Source organism: Psychrobacillus sp. FSL H8-0483, from assembly GCF_038637725.1.
Taxonomy (GTDB): Bacteria; Bacillota; Bacilli; order Bacillales_A; family Planococcaceae; genus Psychrobacillus.
Genome location: NZ_CP152052.1, coordinates 532,801 through 547,234, shown reverse-complemented (window position 1 = coordinate 547,234; position 14,434 = coordinate 532,801). Strand labels below are relative to the sequence as shown.

Annotated in this window: 11 protein-coding genes and 1 other annotated feature; of the genes, 4 read left to right on the top strand and 7 right to left on the bottom strand. The window is 36.2% G+C overall.

Translation table 11 applies throughout. From position 1 onward, the window contains the following. Positions 1–7 precede the first annotated feature (7 nt). Both MHB48_RS02625 and MHB48_RS02620 read right to left on the bottom strand, forming a co-directional pair. Complete coding sequence (locus MHB48_RS02625; protein ID WP_342600019.1) at positions 8–628, bottom strand: nitroreductase family protein; 621 nt, start codon at positions 626–628, stop codon at positions 8–10. A gap of 3 nt (positions 629–631) precedes the next feature. Next, positions 632–1,054: a MarR family transcriptional regulator gene (locus tag MHB48_RS02620; RefSeq protein ID WP_342600018.1), complete on the bottom strand. Its 423-nt coding sequence runs from the start codon at positions 1,052–1,054 to the stop codon at positions 632–634. Positions 1,055–1,613: 559 nt separating this feature from the next. Here MHB48_RS02620 and MHB48_RS02615 point away from each other — a divergent pair. Beyond that, positions 1,614–2,348, top strand: a complete 735-nt coding sequence (locus MHB48_RS02615) for a polysaccharide deacetylase family protein (RefSeq protein WP_342600017.1) — start codon at positions 1,614–1,616, stop codon at positions 2,346–2,348. A gap of 157 nt (positions 2,349–2,505) precedes the next feature. Here MHB48_RS02615 and MHB48_RS02610 read toward each other — a convergent pair whose 3' ends face one another. The 3 genes from MHB48_RS02610 to dacB form a co-directional block, all read right to left on the bottom strand. Then, complete coding sequence (locus MHB48_RS02610) at positions 2,506–4,548, bottom strand: MMPL family transporter (RefSeq protein ID WP_342601284.1); 2,043 nt, start codon at positions 4,546–4,548, stop codon at positions 2,506–2,508. A 155-nt stretch (positions 4,549–4,703) separates the two neighbouring features. Continuing rightward, positions 4,704–5,279, bottom strand: coding sequence for a TetR/AcrR family transcriptional regulator (locus MHB48_RS02605; protein WP_342600016.1), 576 nt, complete (start codon positions 5,277–5,279; stop codon positions 4,704–4,706). A 134-nt stretch (positions 5,280–5,413) separates the two neighbouring features. Further along, positions 5,414–6,898, bottom strand: coding sequence for a D-alanyl-D-alanine carboxypeptidase/D-alanyl-D-alanine-endopeptidase (gene dacB / locus MHB48_RS02600; RefSeq protein WP_342600015.1), 1,485 nt, complete (start codon positions 6,896–6,898; stop codon positions 5,414–5,416). Between the two features lie 370 nt (positions 6,899–7,268). Here dacB and MHB48_RS02595 point away from each other — a divergent pair, with 370 nt between their 5' ends. After that, positions 7,269–9,533 (top strand): S-layer homology domain-containing protein, encoded by a 2,265-nt coding sequence (locus MHB48_RS02595; protein WP_342600014.1) that lies wholly within the window; start codon positions 7,269–7,271, stop codon positions 9,531–9,533. Between the two features lie 96 nt (positions 9,534–9,629). Here the strand turns inward: MHB48_RS02595 and MHB48_RS02590 are convergent, their stop codons facing one another. Beyond that, a complete protein-coding gene (locus tag MHB48_RS02590; RefSeq protein ID WP_342600013.1) occupies positions 9,630–10,883 on the bottom strand; it encodes an erythromycin esterase family protein in 1,254 nt (417 codons plus the stop codon). A gap of 85 nt (positions 10,884–10,968) precedes the next feature. After that, positions 10,969–11,233: a binding site (T-box leader), on the top strand. Positions 11,234–11,292: 59 nt separating this feature from the next. On the opposite strand from MHB48_RS02590, the gene MHB48_RS02585 reads away from it, so the two are divergent. Further along, positions 11,293–12,516 (top strand): MFS transporter, encoded by a 1,224-nt coding sequence (locus tag MHB48_RS02585; protein WP_342600012.1) that lies wholly within the window; start codon positions 11,293–11,295, stop codon positions 12,514–12,516. A 252-nt stretch (positions 12,517–12,768) separates the two neighbouring features. Here MHB48_RS02585 and MHB48_RS02580 read toward each other — a convergent pair whose 3' ends face one another. Continuing rightward, on the bottom strand, positions 12,769–13,509 hold the full coding sequence (locus MHB48_RS02580) for a methyltransferase domain-containing protein (protein ID WP_342600011.1): 741 nt from the start codon (positions 13,507–13,509) through the stop codon (positions 12,769–12,771). A gap of 142 nt (positions 13,510–13,651) precedes the next feature. On the opposite strand from MHB48_RS02580, the gene MHB48_RS02575 reads away from it, so the two are divergent. Continuing rightward, complete coding sequence (locus tag MHB48_RS02575; protein ID WP_342600010.1) at positions 13,652–14,347, top strand: VTT domain-containing protein; 696 nt, start codon at positions 13,652–13,654, stop codon at positions 14,345–14,347. Positions 14,348–14,434: the final 87 nt, after the last annotated feature.

Genomic DNA, 14,434 nt, shown 5'->3' with positions numbered 1-14,434 from the left:
CCTCTCCTTATACGTATGATACAAATTCACTGACTGGTTTACGGTAACCTCTAGGCTTTCTGCTTTCTACTCTTTCTTTACCCATGGTAATCATGAGTGCAATTTCATATTGATCACTTATCTTTAATACTTTCTTTACTTTATCTGGGTCAAAACCAATCATTGGACAAGTGTCCCAACCTTTTTCTTTCGCTACAAGTATGAACATCATTGCGGAAAGAGATGCATTTCGAATGGCCTCGTCTCTTTGAAAATTTTCTCCTCTTGTTTCATATAAAGAAACTGTATCTTCTACCATCAAATCATATTCTTGCTTGGTGACGATACCTAGCATCAGTAATCCTTCATTAATAGCAGCTGAGTTTTTATAAGCAAATTTATCACCTAAAACTAAAATAACTGCCGAAGCGGAATGTACTTTATATTGCCCATTTGCAGCTGCTCTTAGCTGTTCCTTTACTTCAGGGTCTGTCACTACTATATACTTAGTATGCTGAAGGTTAAATGCAGATGGGGTAAGCTTCACCATTTCAAATATCTCACTAAATTCTTTCTGTGAAATTGGTTTATCTTTCAAAAAATTAGATGCCGAACGTCGCTCTTTTATTAATTCTTGAAATTCTGTCAAAACTTACTCCTTCTTTCCTACTCTTTTTAACAGTTCTATTAATACTTTCTTTTCATCATCTGTAATATCTTGAAAGACATTTTCAATTACCTGTTGATGCTTTGGAAAAGTTTCCTCCATAAATTGTTTTCCTTCTTCCGTCATTTGGATATAAACAACTCGACGGTCTTCTATGCAATCCGTTCGTTCCAATAAACCCTTTGCTTCTAATTTATCCATTACATAGGTGATGGATCCTGAATTAATAAGCACCGCATCTGATATCTGTCGAACCGTTTGTTTTCCTTTACTATACAAAGCTTCTAACACTGCAAATTCAGAATTGTACATACCATAGTTATTAATATCTTTTTTCATGCGTTCTTGAATTGCTTTTGATGATTTAGTCAGTACTACAAATAATTTTAATGATAAATTTTGACTCACCCTAGCAACTCCTTGTAGTGAATTTACCTTGAATTTAATTATCTTGAATTAAAGATATTATAAAACTAATTTTTATTGTTGTCAAACTTATACTTTGGGATGTCTATCTAATTTTCTATTAGACTATGTTAAACGATAATGTAGTTATAGACGAAAATCCGCTCGCTTTCCGCGGACGAACTGCCAGGCCTCCTCGGGGCAACAGGTTGTTGGTCACGAATCCGTTGCCACATGGATGTGGCGAATGCATGATTTGCTCCAACAAGCCGCTACGGGGTCCGCTAAGCCATGTAGTCGCCACCTGTCGCTTCAATCAACAAAGTAATAAATGTATTTTATGACAAAGTACTATTTCTGAAATTAACTCACCTATTATTCTATATTGGATTTTACAACTCACCCTATATCGTTCCCTGAAATATGGCGTAAAGTTGGAGAAGGAAATCTCGTAATAAAAGCATCAGTATAATTCCATACGCTTCGGTGAATAATAATTTGAAAGGTAAAATAGCTCTAAAACAAGCTTCTGCCAAATTAGTAAGGCTAGGTGGTTTTTTTTATGAAGACTTTAGTAATTAAAGTTTTGATATTAATTATTTTCATTTTTTGTATTGCTTATGCATCCTCAGCAATGGACAAAGGGAGACCCTATTATGAAAAGAAAGGTTATGTCCTTTGGGGTATTAAAACAGATGAAAAAGTCATTGCACTCACCTTTGATGATGGACCCCACATCACATATACCACGCAAATTTTAGATTTACTTGAACAATATGATGCAAAAGCAACCTTCTTTGTTATTGGCGAGCGTGCAGAAAAGTACCAAGATCTAATTTATCAAATGGCACATGATGGTCATGAAATAGCAAACCACACGTATACACATCCTTTAAAGATCACCCCAGGTAAGCTTGAAGAAGAATTAAAAAAGACGAATGAAATTATTCATGATATAACCGGTACTTATCCAATATTTTATCGTCCTGTAGGTGGTAGCTATAATGATCGCATTATTAATACAGCTATTGATAATGGATATAAAGTAATTATGTGGTCGTGGCATCAGGATACAGAAGACTGGAAAACTCCTGGAGTAAAAAAAATTGTATCTAAAGTATTATCTGGAGCAAATCCAGGAGATATTGTTCTATTCCATGATGCAGGTGGTGATCGAACACAAACAGTACAAGCACTTGAGGAGATTCTTCCAGAGCTTCAAAAGCAAGGGTATAGATTTGTTACTATCTCAGAGCTTATAGAAGTCCATACGATGAGTCTAAGTGAAAATAAATAACTACCCGCAAATTCCGTACTATGTAGTCTGAACAATTCGTCCTAAGCATATCCACTTCTAAAAATATTGCAGGGATGTTACTGGTGCCAGGCACCAGTAACATCCCTGTAATAAAAACGCTTGGTTATTAGAATATGTCTAATGACCAAGCGTTTTTTTATTTTTTATCTTTTTCAAACAAGACAATGAGCGATGGTAGTAAAATACCGCGGATTAAGAACGTATCCAAGATAATTCCAACTGCCACGATGAACCCAAATACAAACAGTAATTGAATTGGTTGCGTCATTAAAACTGCGAAAGTGGCTGCAAGTAAAATACCTGCGGAAGAAATCACGCCTCCTGTATGAGAAACTGCTATTTTTACTGCTTCTTTTACGGAATGTTTTTCGCGTTCTTCCAAGAATCTTGAGATCAAAATGATATTGTAATCTATTCCGAGTGCTACTAGGAACACAAATGAGTAAAGTGGAACTCGGTTACTAATTGTATCAATGTCAAAGAATAGGTTTGATAAGAACATCCCAAGACCTAGTGCTGCTAAGAAAGATAATAAGATCGTTCCCATCATATAAATTGGCATTTTAATCGATTTTGTGAGCACAATCAGCAAGATAAAAATAAGAATTGTTTCCAGCAATACAATGACAAGTAAATCACGATCGTTTACGGATCGATCATCTACTTGAACGGCTGTTTCCCCAGCAAAGTAAAGCTCCCCTTCTACATCGCTCTCTTTTACTATTTTGTCGGCTTCTTCAATCATTTTCTCTAAAGCGTCCATTGATTCGGTTGAATAAGGACTTTCTTCAAAAGTTAATTGGTACTGAACAGCACTGCCATCTTCGGAAACTCCCGTTGGACGAACAGAGCTAACTAAGTCTTGCTTGGCTAGCTGCCCTAATAAACTAGCCTGGGCTTCCTCGTTAATTTCACTTTCGGATTCAAATAAAACCGTTGTTGGGGCAAGATCCCCTTTTTTAAATTTTTCTTCAATGATTTCATACCCTTCACGTGAAGGCATATCGCTTGGGAAAGATTTCATTGTATCAAACTCGTATTTCATGTTGGACATATTTAACGCAGAAATTACTAAAATAACTAAAATAGAAAGTGCAGAAACAATTGGCTTTCTCACAACAAATGAACCAATTTTGCTCCATAAAGAGTTCAATTTTACTTCTTTTACTCCAAATTTCGGGATACGAGGCCAAAATGACTTACGTCCGAAGAGCGTAAAGAGTGCTGGTATGAATGTTACTGAAGCGAACATAATAACGAACATTGTCGTTCCGAATATTGGTGCAAAGTTTTTATAGTCACCAAATGTCGCAAAGAATAACACTAGCATGGCTGCGAGCACCGTACCACCGGCAAAAAATACAGGAATCCCTGTTTCACGCATTGCCCATTTCATGGCATCAAATTTACTTTCATAATGCTTTAATTCCTCCCGATAGCGAGAGAATACAAAAAGAGAGTAATCAATCGTCGCAGCAAATAACAAAATGGACATAATAGATAATGATTGACTTGCTAAATCTAATCCATTAGCACCCATAATCCCTAGTAACTGGTTCACAACTTGATATACAATCCCAGCTGCTAATAGTGGAATTAGTGCTAATAATGGAGAACGATAGATTAGGATTAATAAAATTAAAATAATACCGACTGTAGATAATAATAAAACAATGTCCGCACGTTCAAATAAGTTTGTAGTATCTACTGCAATTCCGGCAGGTCCAGTCATATAAACGGTTGAACCTGTCTCATCTAACATAATTTTCTTTATTTCATCTAAAGCTATTTCTAAATCTGCCGTTTCTAATGATGTGACAAAACTTAATGGAATAACTGCCGTTTCTTTGTCCTCCGAGAAAAATCCAACTAGTGCTTGAGGAGGCATACTGCTAAATGGGATTACTTCTTTCACCCCTTGAATATTTGCAGCACTTACTTTATTTAAAGCAACTCCAAGTGCTTCTATATCTATTTCTCCTTCTTTCGATTGCAAAACGAGAATTCCTGGAAGGCTTTCTGCGTCTTTAAAATTCTCATCCGTTTTCTTTTGAGCTATAACGGATTTTGCATCCTCTGGTAAAGAAGCAACACTCGATACCTTATGTTCACTTGCCGCTGGTGCAAAAACAGTTAGCAATACTGTTAGGACTACCCAAAACCCTACAGTCAGCCACATGCCTTTTCTAGTTGTAACAACATCTGTTACACGACCTAATATTTTCTTCAAAAATTCCACTCCCCATTTAAAAATATATAGTGACACAACTGTCACTTTGATTAAAAAAAGATAACTGTCATTCATATTATGTTTAATCGTGACAGTTATGTCATTTACTCTTTATCGAACATTCCATGACTTAATATTTCTTTTATTGAAGTAACCCATTCCGTTTGAGGAATACCGTAATGATTGGGAATTGCAATTATTTGAAAAATCATTCCTAATATTACACTAGTCGGTAAATAACTTTTTATCACTTTTTCTTTTCTACCTAACTCGATAAATCCTTGGAACTGCTCATACATTTCAACATGATATTCACTTAGCTTTGATTTGTTATTTTCTACTCTTTTGGTTGAATTCCCTGGAATTTGATTGATGATTTCTACTACTTCGTATATGTTACTATGCTCAAAAATAAAATCTATTAAAACATTAAATTGCGTTTGGAAATCGCCTATTTTCTCAAGACTATTAAAATCAGTTAGAAAACGATTCATCTCAAACATAAGAAACTCAGATATTAGTTCATCTCTATTTTCATAATACTTATATATACTGCCTCTGGATACTTGTAAGATAGCTGCTAATTTACTAAAAGTGAATGCTTCATACCCCTCACTAATAATCAGTTGTTTCGTCACTTGAAATAGACGCTCATCTGTAAATTTTCGTTCGCGCGCCATCTTCATCACCTCACTACATCATTAAGTATAGTACATGACAACTCATACTTAAACAATTCCTACAAATATTATAAATCACAAAGGTGTTACTGGTGCCAGGCACCTGTAACACTTTTGTAATATCACTTCTATCATTACTTGTGGTTGGTGATGGTTATAGCAATTTGATCGATGACTGGAATGGTACTTGTTTTGTTCTTTTCCGTTAGGACTGTAAAAATTAAAGTTTCTCCATTTTTCGTATATGCATAGCCGGCAAGCGATTTTATATTTTCTAAGCTACCTGTTTTCGCCATCACATTACCCTTTGCTGGAGCTATTTTTAATCGATTTCGAAGTGTTCCCCCAATGAATCGATCGGATAATCCAGCGATCGGAAGGCTTTTACTATATGTGCTAAACCAAGGTTCAGAGCGGACAACATATAGTAATTGGGACATTTGTTTTGAAGTGATTTTATTGGAATAAGACATTCCCGATGCATCTTCGAAATTCCACTTTCTACTATCCAGTCCAATGGAATCCGCATATTCGCGCATCACTTTTAGACCAGCATCCCAACTACCTTCTCCGTATACAACTTTCCCCATCTCTTTAGCTAACATTTCTGCATGTGTATTATTACTCAACTTCATAAATGGAATGATTAAATCTTTCAATGGCATGGATTTTCTTGATACTAGAGATTTTGCAGTTTTTGGTGTCTTCCCCTGAACAACTTTTGAGGAAGATTCGAATGTAACACCCTTTTCTGACAATGATTTTTTAAAAACATCCAGCGCATAAAGGGTTGGGTTTGTCACAGAGATCCACTCTTTTTTCCCGAAGGTCCCAATTGGTGAGTTTCCTGTAATTACTACTTTATTCGAACCAACTTGACGGGTTATTTTCAACGTATTTTTATATCCTTTAGGAACAGTTTTCGATTTATTGACCACTTGCAATACGTTCGTCTCAGGAGTTAACGTCACTTTAGTAGAATTTCCATTACTAGTAGGTTTCGCTTCCACAATAACAGATCCTGCATCAAAATCTTCATTTGGCGAAAGAGTCAATGCAGAAATTGCCGCTGCATAATAGTAAGGCTCATCCTCTGCTAAGATTCCCGCAGACAATCGAACAGAGTCAAACCACGTATCATCTCCAACTAAATTTCCCGATATTTTTTTTATACCTTGCTTCACTAATCCATCTGCAAAATTATCGAAGTGTATTTTTAATAAAGTAGGATCCCCTTGACCTCTTAAATACAAATTTCCTTTCAATGTTCCTTTTTGCACCTTTCCATCTGTTAACACAGCAGTAGAGAAACGATAATTCTCCCCAAGTGTCTCCAGAGCAGCTGCACCAGTTAATAATTTTAGTGAAGATGCAGGTGTTATACTTCTGTCTCCGTAGTATTCATATACTACCTCTCCTGTAGATGCCTTTCTTATTGTCACACTGGAGGAGGCGTTCTTCATTCTACTATCCAACATAATACTATCTATTTTATTTTTTAAACTTACATAAGAAGTAGCAGCTTCCACGCTAGAATCGTCTGTAATTGGAATAAACACTGAACCACTTATCATAATAACAGCAAGAATACTTATAAATAATTTCTTCCGAATTTCCACTATTTACCTCCCAATTATTTCATGTTAATATTGGTAGTGTACCACTAAATTATCAGATAATAAGGATTTTTTTAAGGTTTTATAAAAAAAACTGCTCATTTTCCTAGGGGATTTTAGGAATATTCCCCAAATATAGATCCATACCAGCGAGATAAAATTATCCTAATTTGTTCCATATGGAAGAAGGAAGAAATCAATTGATTCTGTGTGAATCTATTAAGAAGTTAAATTAACTTGCTAAATGCTGCTCAGTTTTTGATCTGTATTAATTCAGCCACGCTCACCTCACTTTTTCACTATATTTTTCCACAACCTAATTTCTTCAAAGTCTATTAATTTTTATCTGAGCAATAATAAGGAGGAAATTGGTTTGTTTAAGACATTTAAGGTATTTAAGGTATTTAAGGTATTTATTATTTTATCTCTCTTACTTTCTATTGATTTACTTTCTGTCAGTAACAAAGCAGAAGGAAGTACACTGTTTCCAGATGTAAAGAGTTATCGTAAAGAGATTATTTTTCTGACGGATCGCAAAATTATTAACGGGTATCAAAACGGGAATTTTGGACCAGAGGATCCGATCAAACGAATTCAAGCCGTTCAAATGATCTTGAGAGAATTGGGTGTTAAAACAGGTGATGCACCTAATCCTCAATTTAAAGATGTTCCGCCTGGCAGCTCAGGATATAATGAGATTGCAAAAGCTGCTCAACTTGGGATTATCTCAGGTAAAGATGACGGTACATTTGACCCAAATGGAAAGTTAACAAGAGGTCAGATGGCGACCATCCTTGTAAATGCCTACAAACTAAAAGGTACATATTATTCTGACTTTAAGGATATCAGCGATAAAGGAAAGGTCTATCCATTTATCCAGGCTTTAGCAGCTCACAATATCACAACAGGTTATCCTGACGGAACCTTCCGTCCGAATGAAACCTTAAAAAGAGCACATTTTGCTGCTTTCATGGCACGCTTTTTAAATGAAGATTTTAAACCGAATGATATGGCGAAAGCTCCTGCCCGTAGCACAGAACAGATTGTAAATAATGAACAAAGTGTTGTAGTCATTGAGCTGTACGATGAAGACGATGAACTGGTATCACAAGGGAGCGGTTTTATCGTTGCGAATCAGCTTGTAGCCACAAACTTCCATGTGATCAGCGGGGGTACTAGAGCAGTGGCCATTACAAAAAGCGGTGAGGAGATAGAACTTGAAGGAGTAGTTGCTTATGACGACTACCTAGATGTAGCTATCTTGAAGCCTGAAAATAGAATTGGTTTTCCTTCTTTGCCGCTGACTAGCTTCAGCTCGGTGAAAAAGGGTGAAAAAGTAGTTGCAATAGGTAATCCGTTCGGATTGATAAATACCATTACAGAAGGTATTGTATCAGGAACGCATACCTTCGAGGATGAAATGGGCACTCTAAAGGCAATTCAAACGACAGCGGAAATTAATTTTGGAAGCTCGGGCGGTCCGCTTCTAAATAAGAAAGGTTTTGTTGTTGGGATTAATTCTTTCATTTTTGAGGATATTAATTTCGCTATATCATCCGATTATCTAGATCAATTTTTGGCAGATTACAAAAAAGTAGACTTTAAAAAGATTCAAACAGAAAGCTTTATCGACATGCCAATTATTGATTATGAGGAAGATATATGGGGTGAGGATAGTGAAGATCTCCTGGAGACGATTGATTTAGAGCCTCTTCAAGGTACGAAACAAACTCTTTCCGATATCTTCCTGGATGCAGTTCATGACCCTGAACTCCCGATTGTATATGGTATTAATGAAAATGGAGAACTGATTTCATTTAACTATGAGACAAAAAGCATTAACAGACTCCCATTCAGCAACCCAGCGGAAACAATCTTCTATAATAATGGTGAGCTTTATGTCACCCTGTTAAAAGGAGAACATAGTTCTTATTGGTCGGAAGAAACACAAAAAGGTGCCGTTGCAATTGTGGATCCTTCTACATTTAAAATAAAGAAGCTTTTCGATATAAAAATAGACCCTTACGATATTGTAGCGGATAAAAATTATTTCTACGTTTCATCAGGATCGGGACAACGGACGGACTTAAAAAGCTTTGATAAAGAAACAGGCGCTGAAGTGTCAACACAATCGATCAGACAGCAAAGTAACATCTTCCTCCATCCTAACAAGGATCGAATTTACGCCGTAGACTCTGATAGAAGCCCAAGGGACATGGAAGTATTCCCAATTAATAATGGCGCTATTTCACAAGGCTACGATTCACCTTACGATGGAGATTACGATCTAGTACCATACATGATGATCTCTCCAGATGGCAGATATATCTTTAATCCTGCTGGCTCGATTTTCAGAGCGAGCCCTTTAAAGGAAACTAACATGCAATTTGTTACCGATCTTAAAACTGAATTCTATGATGTAGCCTTTAATAAACAATTAACGAAATTTTATCTAGCGATTGCTGACAGAATTTATGTTTATGATTATGAAAACTTTACACCTGTAAAAACATACAGCTTGGACGGAGAAGGGTATTTCCTTTTTAACTATAAAGGCAGTCTAGTGGTTTTAGGAGAAGAATTCTCACAAAAAACAGGAATTGTTAAGACTTTTATTCTCAAAACAGCTATGCAATAAGAAATGATTTCAGTCATTTATTGAAGTAAATAGACTAGAGAAAAAGAGTTGTTGCTGCGGCAGTAGCTCTTTTTTTGTGCCTTTGTTTCTCTATTCTTATATGTATAGAGGTGAAAGGGCTTTGGTTTGGTCCAGATAAATAAATGCATCATAACGGCTTCCAATTTTGGAAGGGATATAATTTCCATATGCTTCAAAATTAGGATGATACACTACGCCTATTGCTCGATGACCAATCCAATTGCTAAATAAGGGACGGTTTTCTTCATTAAAAATAATCAGTTTATCAAATGCACCAGCGTTATGTAGTGCATCTTCCCAGGAGTCTTTTCTCGCGGGTGGTACGTCTATCTTTTTATATGGAACTCCCCATTCATTCGCTGCAATTACCGTTCCCCTATGTGTACCAAATCCAACAGTATAAACATTTTCCTTTCTATTTTGCAATCGAATAATCTGCCCGACATTCACCATTCCCGATGCTTCCATATCCGTAGCCGAGGCATCACCAATATGTGTGTTATGTTCCCAGATAATCATTTTCGATTCTTTTCCATGGTAGTCCATTATTTCATTGATTGCCTCAACCATATGCTCATCACGAACGTTCCATGACAACTCATCACTACGAACCATTGCACGATAGTATTCTTCCGCATTCCTCGCAACTATTGCATTTATTTTTAAGTTTAAGTCGGCTTCTTTTTCATCTTGATAGTTATCTTCATGGGTACGAATAGAAGCCAATAACTTTGAAACTTCATCCACACAAGCTTCCGAGATGTTAGTAGAAGAAATTGCATAGGTTTCAGGGTGTCTGTTAAATGGTTCAAAACAAGAGAAAGCTTTTTTCGCGAACGCCAAATCTGTGCCATTTGGATTTGTTTTACTTAAATATGTAATCACTTCATCTAAAGATTCCCACAAACTATATACATCTATTCCGTAAAAACCTACTTTCTTGTTCACCTCTATTTGGCTGTTGTGCAACTTTAACCACGTGACAAATTTAGCAATCTCTTCGTTTGCCCACATCCAAGTCGGCCATCGTTCAAATGCCTTCAATACATCGCGGACGTCCATTTGCTCATTGTCGTAAGCTTTAATAAACCTATTTACATGTTGAGTCGATGGCCAATCTCCCTCCACAGCAATTAAATTGAACCCTTTCTCTTCAATCAATCGTTTAGACAATTCTGCCCGAACTGTGTAAAACTCAGAAGTGCCGTGACTCGCTTCTCCCAATAGAACAATCTTTGCATCACCAATTGCTTGTAGAAGAGGTGTTAGATCATCCGTGGATTCGTATGATAAAGCACATTTCTTAATAGCTTCTTCCAGAGGCTTCATGGAAATCACTCCTTTTCCCTTATAGTTTGAGATATATGAATTTCTTTTATGCATATTAACAAAATGTATGATATGATGTTCAAAATAAAAAGCTATGAAGAGAAGAGTAAGTAATCCAATTTTTTTATAGAGAGCCCTGGTAGCTGCAAAGGGGTAAGAATACGGTTACTGAAACAAGCCTCTGAGCTTCACATGGGACTTGCAAATTTGCAAGAGATTGTGTGACAGGTGCTCCTGTTATCGAGCTAAAGTATAAGCATGTATTCATTCATGCCGTACTTGAAAAGGCACTAATGGTGACATTAGAGCAAACTGGGGTGGCACCACGACATGTTAATCTCGTCCCCAAGACAATTGTCTTGGGGGTGGGATTTTTTTTGTTCAACTAAACATGTCGGAGGTAGATTAAATGAATTTACTAAAATGGAAGTTTCCTGCTTTATATTTAAGTGCAGTTGGGATTGCTAATATTGGTGGATGGATCTATTTATTAGCTCTTAACTTAATCATTTTTGACAGGACTGGATCTGCTCTTGCAGTTGCAGGTCTGTATATGATTAAACCTTTTGCCAATATGTTAGTTGGATTTTGGGCGGGTAGTGTTATTGACCGTGTTTCAACTAAACATTTAATGATTACTTTAGATGGGCTAAGAGCGGTATTAGTCGTGCTAATTCCTTTTCTTGATTCCATCTGGTTCATCTATACACTTGTATTACTTATACAAATGGCAGGCGCGATGTTTGAACCAGCATCTTTTACGTATATGACATTATTGTTACCCGAACAAGACCGTAATCGGTTTAACGCTTTGCTTAGTTTTGTGCACTCCGGGGCTTTTGTGACTGGTCCACTCGTTGCTGGGATTTTATTTATGATAGGTAGTCTTGAAAATGCTTTATTTGTGAACGTGGGGATTTTTATGATATCTGCTACATTGACACTTCTGCTCCCTAAACTGAGTAATAGAGATACTACTGAAAGTACTAGCATAACCTGGCGAGATGTTCGAACAGATTGGAAATTGGTATGGGATTTCAGTAAAAAGGCAATGCCTTTTGTGGTGATGTATATGGGATTTCAAGGGGTTATGTTACTGACAGCTGCTCTAGATTCAATGGAAGTCGCATTTGCAAAGGAGGTCCTACACTTATCTGACGCAACTTATGGGTCACTTGTAAGTATGGCCGGTATTGGGTTCTTAATGGGTGCTGTATGTACAAATGCCCTTGTTAAATTTGCTTCTGCTAACCTTTTAATGAGTATGGGAACACTCCTAGTTTCAATCGGCTATGTTATTTACAGTTTTTCAACCACATACTTAATGGCCAGTACCGGGTTTTTCGTACTTTCATTTTTCCTTTCCCTTGCAAATACAGGATTCATGACATTTATACAAAAGAAAGTCCCGATTGATATGATGGGACGAATTTCAAGCTTGTATGAAATGGCATCTAGCTTTATTCAAATACTTACTGTTTTGTTTTTAGGATTTGCCGCGCAAATGCTTTCCGTAAAAGAAGTCGTAATTGGTGGATCTTTATTAATGTTTGCAGTTGCTTGCTACTTAGCATTACTTATAGGAAGATATTCTAACTTATCTACTAAAATAATAGGCTCTGTTAAACGATAATGTTATTACCTGCCGAAAATCCGTTCGTTTTCCGTGGACGAACTGCCAAGCCTCCTCAGGGCAACAGGATGTTGGTCACGAATCTGTTGCCACATGGACGTGGCGAATTTAGGATTTGTTCCGATAAGCTCGCTGCGGTTTCTTGGTAGCCCGTTTTTCTACAGGACTCTCGCGGATTTACGTCACAAAATATGCTTCTAAAAAAACAACAGCCTAATTAAACAGATACAAATAATAAAATAGAAGAACTTGTCACTTTGTCTCTTTCACACAAGCAAAAGCTAATACAACGGGAATTCTTTGTCTTCTTTTAAATTCTTCTTCACTACTAAAGTGTTCACGTTTTGGTGTACCTTCCCGCAAATCTAATATAGAGAAGCCTTCTTTTCTTAGTGCGGTGAAATACTGCTCGATTGTCCGATGATACTTAACTACTACTTGGTCAATCCATGGTTCTTTTCTTTCACCGTCCAAAAAATAATCGTCCACAATCCAATTCTCACGTCTATCTCCTGATTGCTTACTTGCAAAAGAAGAAGTCGTTAGTGGATGTTGGACACTAAACACAAAATTGCCACCATACTTTAATGCATGATGTACGTTGTTGAACAGCTTACAGATATCTTCTACATAGTGAATGGCGAATCGAGATGTTATGATATCAAATTCGTTTAACGGAAAATGAAAAGACTCCATCGTGTTCAAATAGACATGCCCATTTAAATTAGATAAATTCATATTTGCAGCAGCGGCCATTTGTTCTGAACCCTCTACACCCACGTAGTAATCTGCTCCGGTTTCAAGTAATTGTTTTCCAAAAGCAGCATCCCCACAACCTAAATCTAATATGTGCTTATTCTTGTAATCACCAATTAGTTCGTACATAATTGGTCCTTCTATTGCATTGTTTGGACTATCCTGCCTGCCTCTTCTTATCATATAATTAGAAAAAAAGTCAGATTGATCATAAGCACTTGCACCTTTAAATTCCAATTAACTCACCCCACTATTACCCATTCTATTCTTATCAATTTAAGATAGCAACGCTCAAAAGTTTTTACAAAGTTTAAACAATGGTACGATTGAATAATAAATCACTTTCAGCTGTAAAATAGTAAGAAAGAACAGGTGACTAATGAAAAAGATACAAAATAAGTTATCAAATAAACATTGGGTGATATTAAGTAGTGTACTTTTCCTTTTATTATTTTTTATTTTAAATCTAGACTTAATAAAACTGCTCCTTGATGGAGATGTAGAAGCAATTCGTGCTTTTTTAGACAGAAATATGGGCTATGCATTATTCTTTATGTCTTTAGTTATGCTTATTCAACATTCGTTTACAGTATTTCCGCTAATCTTAGTTATTACAATTAACATTACGTTATTTGGTTTTATAAGTGGATTTTTGTGGAGCTGGTTCACAAGTATTATTGCTTCTATTATCGTTTTTTATGGAGTTCGCTATGTTTTTCAAGGAATGATTATTAAAAAATTTAACTCAAAATTAATTGAAAAAATGGACGCAAATGGATTTACTTACGTATTTCAAGCACGGCTCTTCCCTCTTGTACCTACAAGTTTAATTAACATTTTAGCTGGACTAAGTACGATTCGTATTATACCTTTTACTGTTGCAACGACCATAGGAAATTTTCTATATTTCTTTGTGCTTGCTCTTATACCAGCAGGAATATTATCCACAGAATTAGACGAGTATGTTATTATGTTTATCATCTTAGCTACAGTCCTCCTTTATTATTTTATTAAGCTATTACGGCATAAAAGAAAATCTGTAGTCGAAACGGATCATAATGATTTTCCTAACTAATTAATATGTATTCCTTATAAGTAATAATTAAATATCAATACAATTTACATGCAAAAAGGTTGTCCTGCAATACAAGGACAACTTTTT